Source organism: Pseudomonas citronellolis (genome assembly GCF_029335315.1).
In the GTDB taxonomy this organism is placed as follows: domain Bacteria; phylum Pseudomonadota; class Gammaproteobacteria; order Pseudomonadales; family Pseudomonadaceae; genus Pseudomonas; species Pseudomonas citronellolis_A.
On record NZ_JARJLT010000190.1, the window covers coordinates 1 to 21,663 of the forward strand.

Sequence of the window (21,663 nt, forward strand, 5' to 3'; positions counted from 1 at the left end):
CGTGAGGCCGACAGACGCGTGAAATGCGTGATGACGCCATGCAGGGTGCGCAGCGGCGCTACGATTGGCGGCGTATAGCCGGGAATCACGGTTGCGCTGGGCGCCGCGCGCAGGCTGAAGCTGGCGTCCTTGCAGAGCAGGCTGTCGGCGGCGATGTCCTGCGCCGGGCTGGTGAACTCGATGCGGTAATGGAACGGCCGGCTGAGGCGCTCTTCCCCTTCGAACGCCAGGACGTCCAAGGGTGCATCCAGACCCTCGACGCTGAGGGTGTGCCGGCTGTGGTCGAAGAAGGTACGGATCTCGTTGAGCATCTGTCAGGCCTCCGAGCATTCAAGGGCCATCGGCCCTTCGTGGAACTCCAGGGCGATTCCGTCTTCAGGGCTGTAGGCCAGGATGACGCCTGTAGCCCTGCGTTGAGCGGCCTGGCGTTGCAGCAGCTGTTGGCTGAGCACCGGCAGGATCTGCTGGTTGAGCAGGCTGTCGATATTGCGGGCACCGCTGTCGGGCAGCAGGCAGGCCGCAACCAGCGCATCGCTGAGCTCCGGGTCGACCTGGCAGGCGATGCCGTAGTGACGCTGCAGGCGCTCCGCGACCTGGCCAAGCTTGATCGCCACGATCCGCTTGAGCGCGTCGGCATCCAGCGGCCGGTAGATCAACGTCTGGAAACGGGCCAGCAGCGCCGGCTGGAAGTGTTCGCGCAGCACGGGCCGCAGCAGCTCCTGCAGGTCGCCGTCGCCGGCCTCGGGGCGCTCCTCCAGCAGCGCCTGCAACTGGTCGCTGCCGAGGTTCGAGGTCATCAGGATGACGGTGTTGCGGAAGTCTATTTCTCGCCCTTCGCCATCGCGCATGAAACCGCGGTCGAACACCTGGTAGAACAGGTCGAGTACATCCCTGTGGGCCTTCTCCACTTCATCGAGCAACACCACGCTGTAGGGACGCTGGCGTACCGCTTCGGTCAGCACGCCGCCCTGCCCGTAGCCGACATAGCCGGGCGGCGAGCCTTTGAGCTGGCTGACGGTGTGGGCTTCCTGGTATTCGGAGAGGTTGATGGTGACCAGCGACTTTTCGCCGCCGAACAGGCAGTCGGCGAGCGCCAGGGCGGTTTCGGTCTTGCCGACGCCGCTGGTGCCCACCAACAGGAAAACACCCAGCGGCGCGCTTTCCGAGGTCAGCCCGGTCTTCGCGGCGCGCAAGCGCGCGGCCATGGCGGACAGGGCGCTGTCCTGTCCGATGACGCGTTGTCCCAGTTGCCGCTCGAGGTCGAGCAGGTTCGCCTGTTCGTCCTTGAGCAGGCTGCCCAACGGTACTCCTGTCCAGTCCGCAATGACTTCGGCGACGCTGTGGGCATCGACGTCCAGCGAGATCAACGCCTGCTCGCCCTGCACGACGGCCAGGCGTTCCTGCAATGCCATGCACGCCGAGGGTGAGCTGCGGCGCGATTCGAGCAGCTCATGGGTGATCGCCAGCTCCTGCTGGTGCTGCTCCTGCAACCGATCGAGTTGGGCCTGCAGCTCCAACTCGCGCACGCCGATGGCGGCCAGGCGCTCGATAGCCATCGAGCCGCTGAGCCTGGCGTCCTCTTCAAGTGCCTGGCGCTCCAGGACCAGCGCTTCCCGCTCGGCCCTGAGTTGCACCAGGGGTTGCGGTTCGCAATCGAGGCTCATGCGTACGCGCGCGCTGGCAGTGTCGAGCAGGTCCACCGCCTTGTCCGGCAATTGGCGGCCGGTCAGGTAGCGGCGCGACAGCGTCACCGCAGCCTGCACCGCGGCATCCTGGATATGCACACCATGGTGGCTGGCGTAGCGCGCCTTCAGGCCCCGGAGCATCAGGCAGGCATTGGCATCATCGGGCTCGTCGACCTTGATCATCTGGAAGCGCCGTTCAAGGGCGGCATCGCGCTCGAAGTACTGCTTGTATTCCGACCAGGTGGTCGCCGCGATGGTGCGCAGTTCGCCGCGGGCCAGTGCCGGCTTGAGCAGGTTGGCGGCATCGGCGCCACCGGCCTGGTTGCCCGCGCCGATCAGGGTGTGGGCTTCGTCGATAAATAGGAGGATCGGCGATGGCGACTGCTGAACGGCGTCTATGACGTTCTTCAGGCGTTGTTCGAACTCGCCTTTCACGCCAGCGCCGGCCTGCAGCAGGCCGAGGTCAAGCGTGCGCACGCTGACCTGCTTGAGCGCGTCCGGCACGTTGCCGTCGGCCACGCGCAAGGCCAGGCCTTCGACCAGGGCGGTTTTGCCGACGCCGGGCTCGCCGACCAGAATCGGATTGTTCTTGCGCCGGCGACCGAGGATGTCGATGACCTGGCGGATTTCGTTGTCCCGCCCGAAGACAGGGTCAATGCCACCTGCACGTGCCTTGGCCGTAATGTCCTGGGTGAACCTGTCGAGGACGGCGACAGCTCCATCGCTCGCGGAAGACTGCTTGTCGGCAAAGACGTGAGACGGATCGGCCAGGGCCGCCTCCCGCTGGATGGCGTGGCGTTCCTGGGACTGGGCGTCCAGCATCGGCAGCAGGCGCTCGATCTGCGCAGCAGCGATGCTCAACAACGGCCAGGCGGCGTTGCATTCGAGCAGCGTCGGGGTTTCGTTCAGGGCTCCCAGTAGGTGCGCCGAGCGCAGGGTTTCGGCGTCGCCATGCAGTGAGGCGAACAGCCAGGCGTCCTTGACCAGTTGCTGGAGTTTCGCCGACAGCTGTGGTTTGTCTCGAACGCTGCGCGGTAACTCGTCCAGATGGCCCAGCAAGCCTTGCCAGACCCCATCCATGTCCCATTCATAACGCCGCGCGATCAGGGCCAGGTCGCCCTCTCCCTGCTCCAGCAGCTTGAGCAGCCAGTGCTCGACGGTGATGTAGGGGTGCGCGCGGGTTTGGCACAGCGAAGCCGCTGCGCTCAGAGCTTGCGCACAATGTGGATTGAGACGACGGAGCAGATGGGTGGACTGGGCCATGGGGCGATCCTTGCTGGCGTTCACCTTGCGCCGATACCTTCCGGCGGCAAGGACTGGGAATGAGTCAGCGCGATCGTCGACCGGCGGCTACCCCGCCGGTCGAGCGGGCGCGATCAGGCGCTCTGACGTTCGTTCCAGGCGTCGGAGTGGATGATGTTGCCGTCCTTGTAGGTCCAGGTGATCTTCTCGTAGCGCAGCTCAATCTCTTCCAGGTGGTTGTGCTTCTCCTTGGCCGGGTCTTTCACGTCGTGCATTTTCGGCGCGACCCTCACCACCTTGACGTTCTCCAGGAGGGTGTTGAAGTACTCGACCTCCTGGCCGGCATCATCGATGCGGTACCACTTGAATTCGGCGCTCTTGAGGGTCTGCCCCGAGCTCACGGCCTTGTACAGGTAGGGGCTGGAGGCATCGACTTCCTTGGTGAACTTGAACGGCGTGTGGATGCGCGTACCGGTCAGCTTGCCGGTGTTGTTGTCGGTGGGGATGTACAGACTGTGGTCCTGAGCCACCACTTCGACGCTGCCTTCGCGCTTCTGGACGTCGACCGAACCCTTGATGTCCGCGCCACCGTCGTCCTTGAGCCACAGGTAAACTGGAATAGCCATGTGAAGTTCCTTCTACAGAGTCAATTGCGCCGCTGGCGATTGCCGCGACTGGGGTTGACCGCTGGAAACCCGAGCCGGAAGCACGCAGGCCCCCTCCTCCGGAACCAGACGGATATCGACCCGGCGGTTGGCTGCGCGCCCCTCCGGGGTGTCGTTGCTTGCAATCGGTTGGTCGGCGCCAAAACCCTGGACCGCGAAGCAGGAGTCGGGTATGTCGCCCATGCGCTGCATCCAGTCGCGCACCGCCGCCGCGCGAGCTCGGGACAACAGCAAGTTGCGCCGGGGATCGCCGGTTACGTCGGTGTGCCCGGCGATGACGATCAGCCAGCCGGGCTGCGCCTTGATGTCCACCAGCGCGCTGATCAGCACCTTGGTCGAACCCGGTTTGAGGTCGGCGCTGCCACTGGCGAAGAGCGAAAGGCTGTCCAGGCGTACCGGATCAGGAATCTTCGGCGTCGGTGGCTCTGGCGGTTCGCGATGAGCGGCGATAGCGGCCTGAAGCGGAACCCGTAGCTGCTCGCCGGTGTACAGGCCGAGCCCAAGGAACATAGGTGCACCCTGCCGGTAGTAGCCGTCGAGTCGCTCGGCGTCGTTTTTCAGCACGGTAACCGCCGCTTCCTTCAGTGCGAACTCGGGTTGCTCCCGATGCGCGGGCTGCGGGATGGCCTGGTAGCGGCGCAGGTCGTCGCTGACCTGGCGCAGAAGCAGGTGGTTCTGCCAGGCCGAACTGGCCATGCCAATACCACTGGCCAGGACGAACAGCCAGAGTGCCCGAAGGCCGGTACGTCGCGCGGGGGTGTACTCGGACTGCCTGGGCAACACATGCAGTAGCGGATCAGGGAATCGCAGTTGATGTGCCGAGCCAGAGGGCTCGGAGCCAATCAACCCCGTCTGCCCCTGCCGCCATTGCGCCCAGAGGCTGTTTGCCACGCAGGGCAACGCCGGCACCAACGCCACGGCATAGGCAACGGGTGGGCAGGTTGAATCGCGTTGCTCGCGGTCAATCAGGTGCGTCAGAACTTGCTGCTCCAGCCAGCGGGCGGCGCTTCCCGCCTGAATGCTCGCCTGCATGCGTGCAGCCCGCCCGGCAAGTGTTTCCGGACGAGACGCCCAATGAGCCAGCTCCAGGCAAACGTTCGCTTCTCGCGCTGCGAGGTCATCCTTCCCGGCCTCCCTGGTGAACCAGACGCCCTCCTCCATGCGGCCCCGCTGGTAGCTGACCACGATCAGAGGCAAGGGGGCTCCGCGCTTGCGCGCGATGGCCAACTGGTGCCGAAAACCACGGACCTGACCGGCGAACTCTGCCTGGTCATCCTGATCCGCCGGATTGACCACGTAGAGCACGCTCAACTGACGAGCCCAGTGCGGCCGCTGCACCAGCAGGGCGTCGAGCAGACCTGGCAACCGGGCGAACGCGGGAACACGCAGATAGCACCCCTGATCGGTCAGCCGCAGCGCCAGGGGCTGGGTGGACTCGGCGCCGAACATCGAGTCCAGCGCTTCACCACAAACCAGTACGACAGGCTGCCGGTACTCCGACGGTGGCAGTCCATCGCCCTCCAGCAAATGCAATGCCGCGGAGCTCCTGGCCGCGCGTCGCCCAGTAACACTCCAGGCGAAAGCAACCAGCGCGATGATGAACAGCGCACAGATGGCTCGGTTTCCGGGGCTCAGTGGCAAGATCACGAGCACCAGCGCCAGGGCGAGTAAGCCAGCCCATACCCAGAGCCCGCGTGTCAGTTTCAGCATCATGCGGCGTCCTCAGGTACTGCCTGGCAGCAAGTTGCCGACGGCATCGACGAGAGAACGGTTCAGCGCCCACCAAAGGCTGGCCAGTACCAACCCTGCCAACACGACGTGCAACCAGGGGGTGCCGAACCACCTGCGCCATCCCGGTTGAGCCGCGCGCACGAGGACCGCAGAGTCCTTGCCCAGCGCGAACGGCTCCACCCGTTCGGCGAGCGCCGCGATCAATTGCTCGCGCTCGGGGGCCAGGGCGCCCTGATAGCGCCCCTGGAAGCCGAGCATCAAGACGCGGTGGTAGCAAGTCAGTACCAGTCTGTCAGGCGCCGGCTCGGCCAGGGCTTCGCGCATGTCTTCGTACAGCTGGAGGCCGGCCTGGTGGCGGCTGAAGAAATGCGCCTGCAACGGTGTAGCCGCCCACGCGGCATGCGCGGCATCCTTCGCATGGCCAAGTACGGTCTCATCGAGCAATGCACATTGCGCGTAGCAGATCTGGTCGATCGAGCGCAGGCTTACTCCCGCCGCTTCCAGGTTTCGACGGGTGTTTTCCACCTGCTCGGTGCAGTGCCGCCACAGGTTCGGGCTGCCCTGGACGGAAGCCCCCTGCCGTAGCTCCACAACCAGCAGATAGGTGTTCTGCAATACGGCATCGATGTCCGCAACGGAGCTGAGCCTGGCGTTCATGAGCGCAGTACCGCGAACAGGTCGAGCTTCACATCCGCAAGCGTACCGGGCAGGTACAGCGCGCAGACACCGGCGTCGAGCATCGCCTGTGCCTTGTCATCGCCCAGGTCCAGCGCAAAGTACTGGTTGCCCAGGCGCATCGGGATGGCGGCCGGCACCTGGCTAAGGGGCAGCAGTGCGACACCGTCGAGTGCCGCGTTGACCAGGCGATCGACATCGTCGGGTGCCCCCACCTTGCAGAGTCGCGGAAGCTGGCTCTGCAATTGCGCGGCGGGAAGCGAGGAACGGACAGAAAGGTAGAAATCGACCGCATCTCGATCGCGCAAACGAGCATCATGCAGGTCCGCTTGCCACCGATTGGCGGATACGGCCAGCAGATCGAGCGCGATCATGCGCGAGGGCAGGCTCGCCTCCAGCAACGTGGAAATCAGGCTGAACAGCGGCGGGAACACATCGCCGAGCCGATCATGCCTATAGGCGGGCACGGCAGCGATGTCGTGCTCCAGAGAGAAGGTCAGCAGGCTGCCGGCCAGCTTGGCGAGTTCCAGGTAGACCTGCTCTGGATGCCGTGCCGGGCGCGAGGTCAGTTCAGCCAACACCGGCTGCTGAGTGTTCAGTGCATTGAGCAGCCAGAACAGCGACACATCGGCGACGGCGAAGTCCGCCATGCGCTGGTTGCTTTCGCGGCGCATGCCCATCAGGCGCGAACGCTTGGCCGACAGCTGGGTCAGCAGGTTGTTGAGCAGCCCCGTCAGCCCGGAGTGAGCGTCGAAACGCAGCAACGGAGGGATGTAGTGAGCGTCGACGGACCAGACGCCCTGGGCGTCCCGTTCGATTCGCGCAATCGGGCAGGTCAGGTATTCGGCGTTCTCGTCGCTGTCGAGCCTCAGGGTCAGCGCGTGTTCCAGCACCGCGATGGATTGGCTCTCGTTGCCATACAGATCCTGCACTTCACCCCAGCGCCGACGGTAACGCGTCGGGCGCGACGGCTTGGCGTCGTCCAGAAGGCAATTGCCGCCATTGGCTTGCGACAAGGGCAAGGCAAGCAGAACGGTCAGCTGCGATGCATTCCCGACCTTGAGCGTGGCGAGCTCGATGGCAGGCGGCAGCGGGTCCGTCCGCTCGGAGTCGATCAAGGTGCCGTCCTGCAGGCGCGCCTTGATCGTCGTTGCCTTGATCTTGCCCAGGCGGAGCGCATCGAGGTCGAGCGCCACGGACTGCACGCCCCACGGATGGACCACCGACAGATGGGCGAGACATTCGTTGGTCCAGGCTTCCCATAGGGCCTGCTGCTGAAATTGCTGCGGGGACAGTAAAGTCCCCGCCCCCCACAGGGGGCGGTCGATCTTCATGGATTCTTCCCTGAAACCGCTCAGGCTTTCGCCTTGGGCATCTGCGAAACCAGCGACAAGTTGACGTCCATACCTTCCACCTGGAAGTGCGGAATGGCGTACAGCTTCACGCGGAAGAAACCGGGGTTGTCGTCGATGTCTTCCACGGTGACTTTCGCGTCGCGCAACGGGTGCGACGCCTGCAGGTCATCACTGGGGTCGGTCATCTCGGTGACCAGGCCGCGGATCCAGTTGTTCAGTTCCAGTTCGAGCACACGGCGATCCTTGGTGGTACCGATGTTCTCGCGCTGGATCAGCTTCAGGTAATGGGCGATTCGCGAAAGCAGGAAGATGTACGGAAGGCGCGCGTTGATGCGGCTGTTCGCCGTGGCATCGGCGGTTTCGTACAGTGCCGGCTTCTGTGCGGAGTTGGCGGAGAAGAAGCACGCGTAGTCGCGATTCTTGTAGTAAGACAGGGGGATGAAGCCCAGGTTGGCGAATTCGAATTCGCGAGTCTCCGGAATCATCACCTCGGAAGGAATCTTCACCTGGTTGCCGGTGCCCAGGTCGTAGAGGTGGATCGGCAGGTCGGTGACTGCGCCGCCGGCCTGCGGACCACGGATCTGAACGCACCAGCCATTGTCGATGAAGCTCTTGACCATGTTGGCGGCGAAGGCGAACGAGGCGTTGGTCCACAGGTACCGGCCATGGTCCGGCCCCTTGACGCTCTCGATGTAGTTGAACCCGCGCACCGGAATGGTATCGGGGCCATACGGCAGACGGCCCAGCACGCGCGGCATGGTCAGGCCGATGTAACGCGCATCGTCGGTGTCGCGGAAGGACTTCCACTTGAGGTATTCGGCGCGGTCGAAGTAGTTGCCGATATCCTTGATCGCCGCGACCTCCTCCATGCTTTCCTTGCCGAAGAAGGCTGGCCCCACCGAGCCGATGAAGGGCATGTGCGCCGCGGCCGAAACCTTCGAGATGTTGCGCAGCAGCGCGATGTCCTGCGGGCCCCGGCCGAATTCGTAGTTGGAAATGGCGGCGGCGATGGGCTCACCCCCGGGGGTGTCGTATTCCTGGGTATAGGTGTGGACGTAGAGGCCGCTCTGGGCGATTTCCGGCGCGTCCTCGAAGTCCTGTACCAGGTGATCCTTGCTGATGTCGAGCAGTTCGATGCGAACGTTCTGGCGGAAGTCCGTCTGGTCGATCAGTGACTTCACGCCACGCCAGGTCGACTCCACCCGCTGGAAGTCCACGTGGTGCATCACCGCGTCCAGCTGCCGGCTGATCTGGGCGTCCAGGGCGGCGATGTGCTCGTCGAGCAGCGTCTTGTCCAGGCGTTCGACTTTCTGCGACGACTGTTTCAACAGGTCGAGGAAGACGCTGACCGCGGCGGTCACTCGCTCATCGGCGGAGGCCTCGGAAAGCGCATCGCTGTTCTGGAAGACTTCGATGTCGGCGAGTTGCGACACCGGGTTGAGATTGATCTTGTCGAACAGGCTGGCGTACACGCCATGGCCTTCTCGATCCAATGTCTTGGCGGTGCCGGTGTTCGCGGCGGTCCCTTCGGTGGACATGATTCCCTCCTTGAGTTGTCGGTTAGCGATCTTGGGGAGCCAACTGGGCCAATTCGGCACGCAACTTGTCACTCAGCGCGTCGTCCTTGAGGATGCGTTCCAGCTCGCGGCGGAACGTGGCGTTGTCCAGCAGGTTGGACTTGAGGTCGCGGAGCAGATTGCGCATGGCCAGCATCGCGCGCAGTTCGGGCATCTGCCTGGCCACCTGCTCGGGCTCGAAATCCTTCATGTTGCGGAAGGTCAGCTCGACGGAAGTGTCGGAGCCGTCGTCAACCAGCGTATTGGGAACAGCAAGTTTCACGCGGGGGTGAAACTCCGTCAGTACGTTGTTGAAGTTGTTCTTGTTGATGTCGACCTTGCTTCGTTCGGACAGCGGGCGCTGTTCACGGCCGTTGCTATAGTCCCCCATCACCATGAGCTTCAGGGGCAACTCCACCTTTTTCTGCGCACCACCAGTGTGCAGGTCGAGCTTTATGTTTACGCGAGCCTTTGGAACTTCATTCTGGAAACTATCCGATGCCATTGCGTTCCTGCCTTTACAATCCATTGATTAATGCAAGCGCACACTAGTTATCAGCACCCACGGACATACTGGTGTGCGCGATTGAACCAGGACCTCTCCCTATTTTCCGAGCCGATATATCTGCCAGTCAGTCGGGCAAGCGATCCGGCCTCTTACTAGAAACCCTCCCCTCCGGCCGACGCCTGCAAACCGTTGCAGGGCAACCGGCCTCCGAGACTGCCAGTTACCCCGGTTTATTCAATCGCAATATTGGGTTTCAGATATAAAAGAGAACAGGACTACAGATCCATAGGAGTATTCTTATAAAAACAAGAAACAACTCCTTATTGAATTTTCATACTTGCAAACAGAAGAGCTTTAGCTCGACTAAATCAGCCACGCCTGCACGTCGAACAACAGCAATGAAGACTCAATAAACCAGCAAGAGCCATGTTATTGAAATCGGGATCCGCAAGGCGCTCGATACAGGGCGCGCATGGTGTCTTAGAATGAAACCGGGAAATCAACTGGCGACAACGAGAATCCGCGCGGCGAGCAACGATCTGCGCCAGAGGCGGCGCATCGAATGACGGGAAGACCGGCCCTTTCCAGTATGCGCGCCGCCAGGCCGACAAGGCCGCTCGATTGCCAAGAAGCTTTATCGGAGGCAAAGAAAAAGCCCCGTAGATTCGCATCTACGGGGCTTTCACTTTGGAGGCTGAGGTCGGAATCGAACCGGCGTTCACGGATTTGCAATCCGGTGCATAACCACTCTGCAACTCAGCCATGACACTAGTGGAAGAACCACTTTGAAGCTTTCGACCTACCGCGTGGCGCCTGCGAAAGGTCTTGATTTGGAGCGGGAAACGAGACTCGAACTCGCGACCCCGACCTTGGCAAGGTCGTGCTCTACCAACTGAGCTATTCCCGCGTCGTGTTGACGGGCGCCATTCTATCTTTTTCTGAACCCACGTCAACCCTTTGATTCAAAAAAAGTTATTTCTCTTTTGGGGTGGTGCTCAGGTGCGGCCAGGCGGCTACCAGGTAGTGCAGCATGGACCACAGGGTCAGGGCCGCGGCGACGATCAGCAGCGCGTAACCGACCAGCACCCAGAAGGTGAAGACCGGCGGGTTGGCCAGCAGGATCACCAGGGCCGCCATCTGTGCGGCGGTTTTCCACTTGCCCAGGCTGGATACGGCGACGTGCGCGCGGGCACCCAGTTCGGCCATCCACTCGCGCAGCGCCGAGACCACGATCTCGCGGCCGATGATGATCACCGCCGGCAGGGTCAGCCACAGGTTGGCGTGCTCTTCCACCAGCAGCACCAGGGCCACCGCGACCATCAGCTTGTCCGCCACCGGGTCGAGGAAGGCACCGAAAGGCGTGCTCTGCCCCAGCTTGCGCGCCAGGTATCCATCCAGCCAGTCGGTTGCCGCGGCCAGAGCGAAGACCGCGCTGGAGGCCAGGTGGCTGCCGGGGAACGGCATGTAGAACAGCAGGATGAAGATCGGGATGAGCAGGACGCGTAGCAGTGTGAGCAGGTTCGGAATATTCATCGGGACCACTGGCCGGTGAGTTGAGCCCGGCATTCTACTCGCTGTGCAGGGCAGCATAAATCTGCTCGGCCAGCTTTTTGCTGATACCCGGGGCCTTGGCGATTTCCTCGATACTGGCGCGGCCGAGTTCCTGCAACCCACCGAAATGCTTGAGCAGGTCGCGGCGGCGCTTGGGCCCTACCCCGGCCACCTCTTCCAGGCTCGAGGTGCGCCGGGCCTTGCCACGCCGGGCGCGGTGGCCGGTGATGGCGAAGCGGTGCGACTCGTCGCGGATCTGCTGGATCAGGTGCAGCGCCGGGGAGTTGCCCGGCAGGGTGAATTCGTGGGCGGCGTCGTTCAGGTAGAGGGTTTCCAGGCCCGGCTTGCGGGTCACGCCCTTGGCCACGCCGAGCAGGATGAGCCCGGCCACCGAGAGTTCCTGCAGCACTTCCTGGGCCATGGCCAGCTGGCCCTTGCCGCCGTCCACCAGGAGGATGTCGGGCATCTTGCCCTCGCCATCCTTGAGCCGGCTGAAGCGCCGGGTCAGGGCCTGGTGCATGGCCGCGTAGTCGTCACCGGGGGTGATGCCCTCGATGTTGAAGCGACGGTAGTCGGACTTCAGCGGGCCCTCGGGGCCGAACACCACGCAGGACGCCACCGTGGCTTCGCCGCTGGAATGGCTGATGTCGAAGCATTCGAGGCGCTGCGGCGGTTCGTCCAGGCCGAGGGCTTCGGCCAGGGCGTCGAAGCGCGCGGCCACGTGCTGGCGGTTGGCCAGGCGCGCGGCCAGGGCCTGTTCGGCGTTGGTGATCGCCAGTTGCTGCCAGCGCGCGCGGGTGCCGCGCACCCGGTGGCTGATTTCCAGTTCGCGGCCTCGGGCGCTGGCGATGGCCTCGACCAGCACCGGGAAGTCTTCGTGCACGGCGTTGACGATCAGCTCCGCCGGCAGTTCGCGCTCGTGGTGGCTCAGGTAGTACTGGCCGAGGAAGGCCAGCAGTACCTCGCCGACCTCCTCTTCTATGCCCACCTGCGGGAAGAAGTTCTTGCTGCCGAGCACACGCCCGCCGCGCACGCTGATCAGGTGCACGCAGGCGCCGCCGGGGTTGACCATGGCGGCGATGATGTCGACGTCGCCGTTGCCGCCCTCCATGCTCTGCTGGTCCTGCACGCGGCGCAGGATGGCGACCTGGTCGCGCAGTTCGGCGGCGCGTTCGAACTCCAGGCGCATGGCCGCCTGCTCCATCTCGCCGCTGAGTTCCTCGGCCAGCTGGTTGCTGCGGCCTTCGAGGAACATCACCGAGTGGCGTACGTCTTCGGCGTATTCCTCGGGGCTGACCAGGCCGACGCAGGGGCCCTTGCAACGCTTGATCTGGTACTGCAGGCACGGCCGGGTGCGGTTGCGGAAGTAGCTGTCCTCGCACTGCCGCACCAGGAAGGCCTTCTGCAGCAGGGCCAGGCTCTCGCGGATCGCCCCGGCGCTCGGGTAGGGCCCGAAGTAGCGGCCCTTGCGCTTCTTCGCGCCGCGGTGCAGCGACAGGCGCGGGTACTCGTCCTCGCTGGAAAGGAAGACGTAGGGGTACGACTTGTCGTCGCGCAGCAGGATGTTGTACGGCGGCCGCCATTCCTTGATGAGGGTCTGCTCGAGCAGCAGGGCCTCGGTCTCGTTGGCGGTGATGGTGGTCTCGACCTGGGCGATGCGCGCCACCAGGGCAGCGGTCTTCGGCGCCAGGCCGGCCTTGCGGAAGTAGCTGGCCAGGCGCTTCTTGAGATTCTTCGCCTTGCCCACGTAGAGCAGCTTGGCTTCCGCATCGAACATGCGGTAGACGCCGGGGCGGCCGCTGCAGGTGGCGAGGAAGGCCGCCGAATCGAACACGCCGCTCATCTAGTTGCTGGCATCCACCATGCCGTGGCGCACCGCCAGCAGCGCCAGTTCGACGTCGCTGGTGATGGAGAGCTTCTCGAAGATGCGGTAGCGGTAGGTGTTCACCGTCTTCGGCGACAGGCAGAGCTTGTCGGAGATGCTCTGCACCTTGTGGCAGTTGGCGATCATCAGGGCGATCTGGATCTCGCGCTCGGACAGCGAGTCGAACGGCGAGGCGCCCTTCTCCGGCTCGAAGGATTTCAGCGCCAGGCTCTGGGCGATCTGCGGGCTGATGTAGCGCTGCCCGGCGAACACCTGGCGGATGGCCTGGACCATCTCCTCCAGCGCCGCGCCCTTGGTCAGGTAACCGGAAGCGCCGGCCTGCATGAGGCGCGTGGGGAACGGGTCTTCCTCGCAGACGGTCACCGCCAGCACGCGCACGTCGGGCTGGCTGCGCATCAGCTTGCGGGTGGCTTCCAGGCCACCGATGCCGGGCATCTTCACGTCCATGAGAACGACGTCGGGCTTGAGCTCGCGGGCCAGCTTCAGGGCGTCTTCGCCGGAGTCGGCCTGCCCCACTACCTGCAAGCCCTCGATGTCGGCAAGCATGCGGGTAATTCCGGTGCGCACCAGATCGTGGTCATCGACCACCAGCACCTTGATCACTCAGCACCTCATGCATAAAGAAGTAGGGACCCGGCGCCGTGCGCGCCGTCGAATCCACGAACCTTAACAGAAAGCGATGCCCTGACCTAGCTTGGAACACCACCGTCAATTTGCAAGCGCCGGGTCTCCAGCGCGCCCTGCCCGAGCGGGGTGGCGAAGCTGAACAGAAGCCAGCCGACACGTCAAGGACGGGCCTTGCAGCGATTTCGAAAACCCCTGGCGAATCAACCAACGGAATCCTCCGTCATTCCCGAAGCCCCGCCAGGCGCTTGCAGGCGCCCCGCTGCCGAATGACCTCACGGCGGACAGCGAAAACGCCCCAGCACTGTTACCCAAGTGCCCGCCCCGCCCCTCGATGGTGCACCGCGTTACCTTTTCACGCTCCCGCGATGCGCGATCGCCCGCCCCTGAACGCGGACAAATCGCCGCCCGATCAATCACTTGATTCATTCCAAGGCAACCTGGCACGGCTTCTGCATTTTTGCCTACATGGATAATTGGATACAGAAATTCATATGGAGCATCCCATGCGCCTGGTTCCCAACTACGATCGCCAACCCGTCACCGCCGAAGAAGAGGCCTACAGCTACCTGCTGGACGCCATCTGCAAGGGCCAGTACCGCACCGGCGACCGCCTGATCGCCGAGGACATCGCCAACGACATCGGCATGAGCCGCATGCCGGTGCGCGAGGCCTTCCGCCGCCTGGCCGCCGAGGGCCTGGTGACCTTGCGGCCGAACCGCGGGGCCATCGTCAGCGGCCTGAACCTCGAGGAGATGCGCGAAGTCTTCGAGATGCGCAGCGCCCTCGAGGGCCTGGCCATCCGCCTCGCCGTGCCCAAGCTCAACGAGCGCCACCTGTCGCGCCTGGAGCGGCTGCTGGACGAGATGGACGACTACCGCGACGACAGCGCCGAATGGGTCGGCCGCCACCGCGCCTTCCACGAGTACCTCTGCAGCCTGGCCGAGCGCCCGCGCCTGCTGCGGCAGATCAACGCCCTGTACTCGGTGATCGAGCCGCACATGCGCCTGTGGCTGCAGCACGTCGACAAACCCATGAGCGCCCGCGAGGAACACGCGGTGATCCTCGACGCCCTGCGCAGCGGCGACGCCCGCGAGGCCGAGCGGGTGCTCTGCGAGCACATCGAGGGCACCGTGCCCTCGCTACTGGAGTTCCTCGAAGCAACGGGCGCCTGAGACCCGACCTTCGCCTGTCCCACTGAACTGCCCCGGCAACCTCACCCACTGGAGCTGAACATGTTCGTACGCAGGATCCCGCAGTGCCTTCTTGCCCTCTGCCTGACCGCCCCGTTGGCGCACGCCGACGCGGTGAAGATTCCCGACCGCCTGAAGGACGCCAACAAGCTGGTGTTCTGCGGCGGCATGGATTCGCCGCCGATGGGCTTCTACGACCCGTCGCAGAAGCTCACCGGGGTCACCGTCGACCTCGGCGAGGCCATCGCCAAGCGCCTCGGCGACAAGAAGATCGAGTGGCGGGTGACGCCCTTCTCCGGGCTGATCCCGGCGCTGCTGGCCAAGCAGTGCGACATGCTGGTCGACCAGCTGTTCGACAAGCCCGAGCGGCGCGAAGTGATCGACATGGTCAACTACATGTACTCCAGCCAGGCCGTGGTGGTGGCCAAGGGCAACCCCGAGGGCATCCATACCCTCGATGACCTCTCCGGGAAGAAGGTCGCGGTGCTCAACGGCTCGACCATCCGCACCCTGCTCGACGCCCACAACGAGAAGCTCAAGCAGGCCGGCAAGGCGCCGCTGAAGGTCATCGTCTACAACACCGACACCGACGCCTTCCAGGCCCTGCGCATCCGCCAGGCCGACGCCTACGGCACCACCGTGGAGACCGCCGGCTACTACCAGGGCATGGCTCCGGACCTGTTCGAGATCGGCGTGCCGGCCTTCGCCCGCATCCTCACCGGCCTGGGCATCCGCAAGGACGACAAGCAGCTCAGCGAAGCCGTGCAGCAGATCATCACGGACATGCAGGCCGACGGCAGCTACCAGGCGTTGCTCGCCAAGTGGCACATCGAAGGCGACAAGCTGGACTGAGGTGACCGACCATGAACTTCAGCTGGGACGTGTTCTGGCAATACCTGCTCAAGCCGAGTGACGTCTACCTGTACGGCCTGTGGCTGACCTGCGTGATCGCCGTCTGCGCCATGCTCCTGGGCTGCGCGCTCGGGCTGCTGGCGGCGCTGATGCGGCTGTCGTCCAACCCGCTGCTGCAATACCCGGTGCGCTTCTACGTGTGGCTGATGCGCGGCACGCCGCTGCTGGTGCAGATCGTCTTCCTCTACACGGCGCTGGCCGCCGGCGGGGTGTTCCGCTTCGAGGACCTGGACCTGGGGCTGTTCATCCTGCCCGGCAACATCCAGGCGGCGATCATCGCCCTGGGCCTCAACGAAGGCGCCTACATGGCCGAGATCATCCGCGCCGGTATCGGCGCGGTGGACAAGGGCCAGTACGAGGCCGGGCGCTCGCTGGGCATGACCTTCCCGAAACTGATGCGGCGCATCGTGCTGCCCCAGGCCTTCCGGGTGATCGTGCCGCCGCTGGGCAACGAGTTCAACGTGATGCTGAAGAACACCACGCTGGTCAGCGTGATCGGCGTGCAGGAGCTGCTGCTGAGCACCCAGATGGTGACGTCGGCGACCTTCCGCGTGTTCGAGCTGTACCTGGTGGTGGCCATCTACTTCCTGCTGCTGACCACCCTCTGGGGCTTCTTCCAGCGCTGGCTGGAGAAGCGCTTCGGCAAGTCCGAGGGCCACGCCCCGGCGCCGAGCCGGATGTTCGGCCAGCAGGCCATGAAACTGCTGAGGGGGCGTTGAGATGATCCCGACCGCGAAAGAAGTGGTGATCCAGGCCCGCGACGTGCACAAGGCCTTCGGCGAACTGGAGATTCTCAAGGGCGTGTCGCTGGACGTGCACAAGGGCGAGGTGGTGGTGCTGATCGGCGCCTCGGGCTCGGGCAAGACCACCTTCATCCGCTGCATCAACCTGCTGGAGGACATCCAGGGCGGCAGCATCCGCGTCAACGGCGCGCTGATGGGCTACCGCGAGCGCACCGACGGCAAGCTGGTGCGTGACTCGGAGAGCAACATCGCCCGCCGTCGCCGCGACATCGGCATGGTGTTCCAGCGCTTCAACCTGTTCCCGCACATGACCGTGCTGGAGAACATCATCGAGGCGCCCATCCAGGTGCTCGGCGTGCCGCGCGGCGAAGCCGTCGAGCTGGCGCGCCGGCTGCTCGCCCGGGTGCGCCTGAGCGACAAGGCCGAGCACTACCCGGCGCAGCTCTCCGGCGGCCAGCAGCAGCGCGTGGCCATCGCCCGCGCCCTGGCGATGAAGCCCCAGGCGATGCTGTTCGACGAACCCACCAGCGCGCTCGACCCGGAAACCGTCGGCGAGGTGCTGCAGGTGATGAAGGAACTGGCCGAGGAAGGCATGACCATGGTGGTGGTGACCCACGAGATGGGCTTCGCCCGCGAAGTGGCCGACCGCGTGGTGGTGCTGCACCTGGGCGAGCTCATCGAAGAAGGCCCGCCGGGCCAGGTGTTCGGCAACCCGCACCACCCGCGCACGCGGGAATTCCTCAGCCGCGTACTCTGACAACGACAAGGACAAGCCATGCGCAACCGCGTTCTGCTCGCCAGCCTCACCCTCCTCGCCTGCGCCACCGCCCAGGCCGACGACAAGCTGGTGCGCTTCTACAACTGGTCCGACTACATGGGCCCGGAAACCCTCAAGGACTTCCAGAAGGACAGCGGCATCAAGGTCCAGTACGACGTCTTCGACACCAACGAGATGCTCGAGGCCAAGCTGCTCTCCGGCCATTCCGGCTACGACCTGGTGGTGCCCTCCAGCCAGTTCCTCACCAAGCAGATCAAGGCCGGCGTGTACCAGCCGCTGGACCGCAGCAAGCTGCCCAACTGGCAGCACCTGGACCCGCGCCTGATGCAGCGCCTGGAAGCCGCCGACCCGGGCAACAAGTACGCCGTGCCGTACATGTGGGGCACCGTGGGCATCGGCTACAACTACGACAAGGTCAAGGCCGCGCTCGGCGACAACGCCCCCCTGGACTCCTGGGACCTGGTGTTCAAGCCGGAAAACCTGGCCAAGCTGCACGGTTGCGGCGTGGCCTTCCTCGACGCGCCGGTGAAGATCATCCCGCAGGCCCTGCACTACCTGGGGCTGGACCCGAACAGCCGCAACCCCGACGACTACAAGAAGGCCTCGGCGCTGCTGCAGAAGCTCGCGCCCTCGGTGACCTACTTCCACTCCTCGCGCTACCCCACCGACCTCGCCAACGGCGACATCTGCGTGGCCATCGGCTATTCCGGCGACGTGATGCAGGCGCAGAGCCGCGCCAAGGACGCCGGCAAGCACATCGACATCCGCTACGTGATCCCCAAGGAAGGCGCCAACCTCTGGTTCGACATGCTGGCCATCCCGCGTGACGCGCAGAACCCGGCCGGCGCCCTGGCCCTGGTCGACTACCTGCTGCAACCGAAGGTGATCGCCCCGGTCAGCGACTACGTCGGCTACGCCAACCCGAACAAGGACGCCACCGCCCTGCTCGACCCCAAGGTGCGCGACAACCCCGGCATTTACCCCAGCGACGCGGTGGTCGACAAGCTGTTCGTTTCCGCCGACCTGCCGCCGAACATCCAGCGCGTGATCACCCGCGAATGGACCCGCATCAAGACCGGCCAATGACCTGCGAAGAGCCCTGCCATGCTTAAGTTTTCCGCTCACGAATACCCCTACGCCTCCCAGCGCCAGAGCGTCTTCGCCCGCAACGGGATGGTCGCCGCCTCGCAGCCGCTGGCCGCCGAGGCCGGCATCGCCATGCTGCGCGCCGGCGGCAACGCCATAGACGCGGCCATCGCCACGGCGGCGGCGCTGACGGTGGTGGAGCCCACCGGCTGCGCCATCGGCGGCGACGCCTTCGCCCTGGTCTGGGTCAAGGACCAGTTGCACGGCCTGGACGCCAGCGGCCGCGCGCCGGCTTCGCTGTCGATCGACGCGGTAAAGGCCGCCGGCCACGACACGATGCCGGTGCACGGCTGGCTGCCGGTGACCGTGCCGGGCATTCCCTCGGCCTGGGCCGCGCTGTCCGAGCGCTTCGGCAAGCTGCCGTTCGCCGACTTGCTGCAGCCGGCCATCGCCCTGGCCCGCGACGGCTTTCCGGTGTCGCCGGTGGTCGCCCACCAGTGGCGCATCGCACAGGAGGAGTACCAGGCCAGCCGCGAGCGCGAGCCGGCGCTGGAGGCCTGGTTCGAGACCTTCCTGATCGACGGCGAGGCGCCGCAGGCCGGCCAGCTGTTCCGCAACCCGGCCCAGGCGCGCACCCTGGAGGAGCTGGCGAAGACCCACTGCGAAAGCTTCTACCGCGGCGCCATCGCCCAGCGCCTGGCGGTGCATTCGGCGCTGACCGGCGGCCACCTGAGCGCCACCGACCTGGCCGACTACCGGCCGAAGTGGGTCGAGCCGATCAAGGCCAACTACCGTGGCTACGACGTCTGGGAAATCCCGCCGAGTGGCCAGGGCCTGATCGCCCTGATGACCCTGAAGATTCTCCAGGGCTTCGACTTCGACCAGCGCGACAGCCAGCTCACCTGGCACCGCCAGCTGGAGGCGATGAAGAAGGCCTACGCCGACGGCCTGCACTACATCACCGACCCCGAGCACATGCGCGTGGCCGCCAGCGCCCTGCTCAGCGACGACTACGCCGCACGCCGCCGCGCCGAGATCGGCGAGCGCGCCCAGGCGCCGCAGCATGGCGACCCGCACGCCAGCGGCACGGTGTACATCGCCACCGCCGACGGCGAAGGCAACATGGTCTCGTTCATCCAGAGCGCCTACCACGGCTTCGGCTCCGGCGTGGTGCTGCCGGAAAGCGGCATCGCCCTGCAGAACCGTGGTTCGGAGTTCAGCCTCGACGCCAGCCACGCCAACGCCCTGGCGCCGGGCAAGCAGACCTTCCACACCATCATCCCCGGTTTCCTCAGCAAGGACGGCGTAGCGGTCGGCCCGTTCGGCGTGATGGGCGGCTACATGCAGCCGCAGGGCCATGTGCAGATGGTGATGAACCTGGTGGACTTCGGCCTCAACCCGCAAGCGGCGCTGGACGCCCCGCGCTGGCAATGGCTGGGCGGGATGAAGGTGGGCATCGAGCAGAGCGCCTCGCGCGACCTCGCCTTCGCCCTGGCCCGGCGCGGCCACGAGGTGGAAGTGGCGTGCGACCTGACCGACTACGGGCGCGGGCAGATCATCGTCCGCGATCCGCAGACCGGGGTGCTCTGCGGCGGCACCGAGCCGCGGGCGGATTCGCATATCGCGGTGTGTTGAGTGCCCCCGCTCGCACAGCCGGGCCCGTAGGGCGCATAACGCCCCAGGCGTTATCCGCCGTTGCCCATGGCAGCGTCGCCCGGGCCAGCGGCGGATAACCGCGAACGGTTATGCGCCCTACTTCGCTGTCATTCCCGCGAACGCGGGAACCCAGCACCGTAGGATGGCGTTGAGCGAAGCGATACCCATCACCACGGTCGACACCTATGGACACGGCGCCAGGGCGGAGAAGCGTTGCCTGAGGAAGGCGTACAGCGCCTGCACCGCCGGCGAGAATTGCTTGCGGTGCGGGCACACCAGCTGCAACGGCGTGCGTTCGCCCTGGAAGCCTGGCAGCAGCAGCTCCAGGCGCCCCGCCTCGACGTCCGCCTGCACGTCCAGCCAGGATTTGTAGGCGACGCCCTCGCCCGCCACCGCCCAGCGCCGCACCAGGTCGGCATCGTCGCTCACCAGCAGCCCGCGCACCGTCACCTGGCGGCGCTTGTCGCCTTCGTGGAAGACCCATTTGTCGTAGACCCGGCCGTGCATCAGGTAGCACAGGCAGGTGTGCGCCGTGAGGTCCTCGGGCCGCTGCGGGTGGCCGTTGCGCGCCAGGTAGTCCGGGGCCGCCACCAGCACCCGGCGATTGTCCGCCAGCGGCAAGGCGACGTAGCTGGCGTCCTCCAGCTGGCCATAGCGCACGGCCACGTCCACCGGGTCGCGGAAGACGTCGGCGATCTGGTCCGACAGGTACAGGCGCAGGCCCAGGCGCGGGTGTTCGCGGCGGAACTCGCCCAGCCAGTCGAGCACCCGGTTGCGTCCCAGGTCCGAGGGCAATGCCAGCTGCAGGGTGCCGTGCAAGCCGCCAGCTTCACCCTGTAATTGCTCGCGGCCTTCGGCGAGGGTCGCCAGCACCTCGCGGGCGTAGGGCAGGTAGCGCTCGCCTTCGGCGGTCAGGCGCAGGCTGCGGGTCGAGCGGGCAAACAGGCGCACGCCCAGCTCGCGTTCCAGGCGGCCGATGGCAGCGCTGACCTGGCCGGGCAGCAGGTCCACCTCGCGGGCGGCGTTGGAGAAGCTGCCCAGCGCCGCCGAACGGGCGAACAGGGTGAGGTCGTCGAGGCGCAGCATTTTCACTCCAGGCGTGAAAGTCCTGCCCGATTCTGCCTCTTTTTAACGTCCCGCGCGAAGGCCAGACTGTGCGCCACACCCACCCCGCCGCACGGAGCACAACCATGAACCTCGCCACCCTCGCCGGCCAGCGCTACACCACCAAGGCCTACGACCCAGAACGCCGCATCGCCGCGGAGAAGATCGACGAGCTGCTGGCCCTGCTGCGCCAGGCGCCCTCCTCGGTCAACTCGCAACCCTGGCACTTCGTGGTCGCTTCCAGCGCCGAGGGCAAGGCGCGCCTGGCCGAAGGCACCCAGGACAAGTTCATCTACAACCAGGCCAAGGTGCTCAACGCCTCCCATGTGATCCTGCTGTGCGCGCGCACCGACATGACCGAAGCGCACCTGCAGCGGGTGGTCGAGCAGGAACAGGCCGACGGCCGCTTCCGCGACGCCGAGGCGCGCGCCAACCAGCACAAGTTGCGCAGCGGCTATGTCGACCTGCATCGCTATGAGCTGAAGGACCTGCAGCACTGGATGGAGAAGCAGACCTACCTGGCCCTCGGCACCCTGCTGCTGGGCGCCGCCGCCCTGGGCCTGGACGCCACGCCCATGGAAGGCTTCGACGCGCGCCGCCTGGACGCCGAACTGGGGCTGCATGAACAGGGCTACACCGGCGTGGTGCTGGTCGCGCTGGGCTACCGCGCCGCCGGCGACTTCAACGCCGGCCTGCCGAAGTCGCGGCTGCCGG

At 65.3% G+C, this 21,663-nt stretch carries 18 protein-coding genes, 2 tRNA genes and 1 pseudogene; 7 read left to right on the forward strand and 14 right to left on the reverse strand.

Annotated elements, in window-relative coordinates; translation table 11 throughout:
- The 13 genes and pseudogenes from P3W75_RS14810 to gacA form a co-directional block, all read right to left on the reverse strand.
- Positions 1-311: pseudogene (locus P3W75_RS14810) on the reverse strand (type VI secretion system tip protein VgrG); the annotation flags it as partial.
- Between the two features lie 3 nt (positions 312-314).
- Positions 315-2,948 carry a type VI secretion system ATPase TssH gene (tssH, locus tag P3W75_RS14815; protein WP_276228117.1) on the reverse strand — a complete coding sequence of 878 codons (2,634 nt, stop codon included), beginning with the start codon at positions 2,946-2,948 and terminating at the stop codon, positions 315-317.
- Between the two features lie 113 nt (positions 2,949-3,061).
- Complete coding sequence (locus P3W75_RS14820; protein ID WP_276228118.1) at positions 3,062-3,553, reverse strand: Hcp family type VI secretion system effector; 492 nt, start codon at positions 3,551-3,553, stop codon at positions 3,062-3,064.
- 12 nt (positions 3,554-3,565) lie between these two features.
- Positions 3,566-5,305 carry an OmpA family protein gene (locus P3W75_RS14825; RefSeq protein WP_276228119.1) on the reverse strand — a complete coding sequence of 580 codons (1,740 nt, stop codon included), beginning with the start codon at positions 5,303-5,305 and terminating at the stop codon, positions 3,566-3,568.
- Between the two features lie 9 nt (positions 5,306-5,314).
- Complete coding sequence (gene tssL, locus P3W75_RS14830; RefSeq protein WP_276228120.1) at positions 5,315-5,980, reverse strand: type VI secretion system protein TssL, short form; 666 nt, start codon at positions 5,978-5,980, stop codon at positions 5,315-5,317.
- On the reverse strand, positions 5,977-7,332 hold the full coding sequence (gene tssK / locus P3W75_RS14835; RefSeq protein WP_276228121.1) for a type VI secretion system baseplate subunit TssK: 1,356 nt from the start codon (positions 7,330-7,332) through the stop codon (positions 5,977-5,979). Before tssK ends, tssL begins: the two co-directional genes overlap by 4 nt.
- A 20-nt stretch (positions 7,333-7,352) precedes the next feature.
- Positions 7,353-8,891, reverse strand: coding sequence for a type VI secretion system contractile sheath large subunit (gene tssC / locus P3W75_RS14840; RefSeq protein ID WP_276228122.1), 1,539 nt, complete (start codon positions 8,889-8,891; stop codon positions 7,353-7,355).
- A 22-nt stretch (positions 8,892-8,913) separates the two neighbouring features.
- Complete coding sequence (tssB, locus tag P3W75_RS14845) at positions 8,914-9,414, reverse strand: type VI secretion system contractile sheath small subunit (protein WP_276228123.1); 501 nt, start codon at positions 9,412-9,414, stop codon at positions 8,914-8,916.
- A gap of 691 nt (positions 9,415-10,105) precedes the next feature.
- A tRNA-Cys gene (locus tag P3W75_RS14850) sits at positions 10,106-10,179 on the reverse strand.
- A gap of 69 nt (positions 10,180-10,248) precedes the next feature.
- Positions 10,249-10,324, reverse strand: a tRNA-Gly gene (locus P3W75_RS14855).
- Between the two features lie 65 nt (positions 10,325-10,389).
- The gene (gene pgsA, locus P3W75_RS14860) at positions 10,390-10,950 is read right to left on the reverse strand and encodes a CDP-diacylglycerol--glycerol-3-phosphate 3-phosphatidyltransferase (RefSeq protein ID WP_276228124.1); all 561 of its coding nucleotides are present in this window, start codon (positions 10,948-10,950) and stop codon (positions 10,390-10,392) included.
- A 34-nt stretch (positions 10,951-10,984) separates the two neighbouring features.
- The gene (uvrC, locus tag P3W75_RS14865) at positions 10,985-12,811 is read right to left on the reverse strand and encodes an excinuclease ABC subunit UvrC (protein ID WP_276228125.1); all 1,827 of its coding nucleotides are present in this window, start codon (positions 12,809-12,811) and stop codon (positions 10,985-10,987) included.
- Positions 12,812-13,456, reverse strand: coding sequence for a response regulator transcription factor GacA (gene gacA, locus P3W75_RS14870; protein WP_276228126.1), 645 nt, complete (start codon positions 13,454-13,456; stop codon positions 12,812-12,814).
- 527 nt (positions 13,457-13,983) lie between these two features.
- Here gacA and P3W75_RS14875 point away from each other — a divergent pair.
- The 6 genes from P3W75_RS14875 to P3W75_RS14900 are packed head-to-tail and all read left to right on the forward strand — an operon-like array spanning position 13,984 to position 19,824.
- Positions 13,984-14,652, forward strand: coding sequence for a GntR family transcriptional regulator (locus P3W75_RS14875; protein ID WP_276228127.1), 669 nt, complete (start codon positions 13,984-13,986; stop codon positions 14,650-14,652).
- A gap of 60 nt (positions 14,653-14,712) precedes the next feature.
- Positions 14,713-15,522: an ABC transporter substrate-binding protein gene (locus P3W75_RS14880; RefSeq protein ID WP_276228128.1), complete on the forward strand. Its 810-nt coding sequence runs from the start codon at positions 14,713-14,715 to the stop codon at positions 15,520-15,522.
- An 11-nt stretch (positions 15,523-15,533) separates the two neighbouring features.
- A complete protein-coding gene (locus P3W75_RS14885) occupies positions 15,534-16,301 on the forward strand; it encodes an amino acid ABC transporter permease (protein ID WP_276228129.1) in 768 nt (255 codons plus the stop codon).
- Position 16,302: 1 nt separating this feature from the next.
- Complete coding sequence (locus P3W75_RS14890; RefSeq protein WP_276228130.1) at positions 16,303-17,082, forward strand: amino acid ABC transporter ATP-binding protein; 780 nt, start codon at positions 16,303-16,305, stop codon at positions 17,080-17,082.
- Positions 17,083-17,100: 18 nt separating this feature from the next.
- Positions 17,101-18,189: a polyamine ABC transporter substrate-binding protein gene (locus P3W75_RS14895; RefSeq protein ID WP_276228131.1), complete on the forward strand. Its 1,089-nt coding sequence runs from the start codon at positions 17,101-17,103 to the stop codon at positions 18,187-18,189.
- Between the two features lie 18 nt (positions 18,190-18,207).
- On the forward strand, positions 18,208-19,824 hold the full coding sequence (locus P3W75_RS14900; protein WP_276228132.1) for a gamma-glutamyltransferase family protein: 1,617 nt from the start codon (positions 18,208-18,210) through the stop codon (positions 19,822-19,824).
- Positions 19,825-20,028: 204 nt separating this feature from the next.
- Here P3W75_RS14900 and P3W75_RS14905 read toward each other — a convergent pair whose 3' ends face one another.
- The gene (locus P3W75_RS14905) at positions 20,029-20,931 is read right to left on the reverse strand and encodes a LysR family transcriptional regulator (protein ID WP_276228133.1); all 903 of its coding nucleotides are present in this window, start codon (positions 20,929-20,931) and stop codon (positions 20,029-20,031) included.
- 104 nt (positions 20,932-21,035) lie between these two features.
- Here P3W75_RS14905 and nfsB point away from each other — a divergent pair.
- Positions 21,036-21,663: oxygen-insensitive NAD(P)H nitroreductase (gene nfsB / locus P3W75_RS14910; protein WP_276228134.1), on the forward strand; the 628-nt coding region annotated here is incomplete at its 3' end.

Bases quoted from the DNA above. Each gene is read 5' to 3' on its own strand.
- tssC (WP_276228122.1), bottom strand. From the start codon at position 8,891: ATGTCCACCGAAGGGACCGCCGCGAACACCGGCACCGCCAAGACATTG.
- tssK (WP_276228121.1), bottom strand. From the start codon at position 7,332: ATGAAGATCGACCGCCCCCTGTGGGGGGCGGGGACTTTACTGTCCCCG.
- tssL (WP_276228120.1), bottom strand. From the start codon at position 5,980: ATGAACGCCAGGCTCAGCTCCGTTGCGGACATCGATGCCGTATTGCAG.
- P3W75_RS14890 (WP_276228130.1), top strand. From the start codon at position 16,303: ATGATCCCGACCGCGAAAGAAGTGGTGATCCAGGCCCGCGACGTGCAC.
- P3W75_RS14880 (WP_276228128.1), top strand. From the start codon at position 14,713: ATGTTCGTACGCAGGATCCCGCAGTGCCTTCTTGCCCTCTGCCTGACC.
- pgsA (WP_276228124.1), bottom strand. From the start codon at position 10,950: ATGAATATTCCGAACCTGCTCACACTGCTACGCGTCCTGCTCATCCCG.
- P3W75_RS14895 (WP_276228131.1), top strand. From the start codon at position 17,101: ATGCGCAACCGCGTTCTGCTCGCCAGCCTCACCCTCCTCGCCTGCGCC.
- uvrC (WP_276228125.1), bottom strand. From the start codon at position 12,811: ATGAGCGGCGTGTTCGATTCGGCGGCCTTCCTCGCCACCTGCAGCGGC.
- tssB (WP_276228123.1), bottom strand. From the start codon at position 9,414: ATGGCATCGGATAGTTTCCAGAATGAAGTTCCAAAGGCTCGCGTAAAC.
- P3W75_RS14825 (WP_276228119.1), bottom strand. From the start codon at position 5,305: ATGATGCTGAAACTGACACGCGGGCTCTGGGTATGGGCTGGCTTACTC.
- P3W75_RS14875 (WP_276228127.1), top strand. From the start codon at position 13,984: ATGCGCCTGGTTCCCAACTACGATCGCCAACCCGTCACCGCCGAAGAA.
- P3W75_RS14885 (WP_276228129.1), top strand. From the start codon at position 15,534: ATGAACTTCAGCTGGGACGTGTTCTGGCAATACCTGCTCAAGCCGAGT.
- tssH (WP_276228117.1), bottom strand. From the start codon at position 2,948: ATGGCCCAGTCCACCCATCTGCTCCGTCGTCTCAATCCACATTGTGCG.
- P3W75_RS14820 (WP_276228118.1), bottom strand. From the start codon at position 3,553: ATGGCTATTCCAGTTTACCTGTGGCTCAAGGACGACGGTGGCGCGGAC.
- P3W75_RS14900 (WP_276228132.1), top strand. From the start codon at position 18,208: ATGCTTAAGTTTTCCGCTCACGAATACCCCTACGCCTCCCAGCGCCAG.
- P3W75_RS14905 (WP_276228133.1), bottom strand. From the start codon at position 20,931: ATGCTGCGCCTCGACGACCTCACCCTGTTCGCCCGTTCGGCGGCGCTG.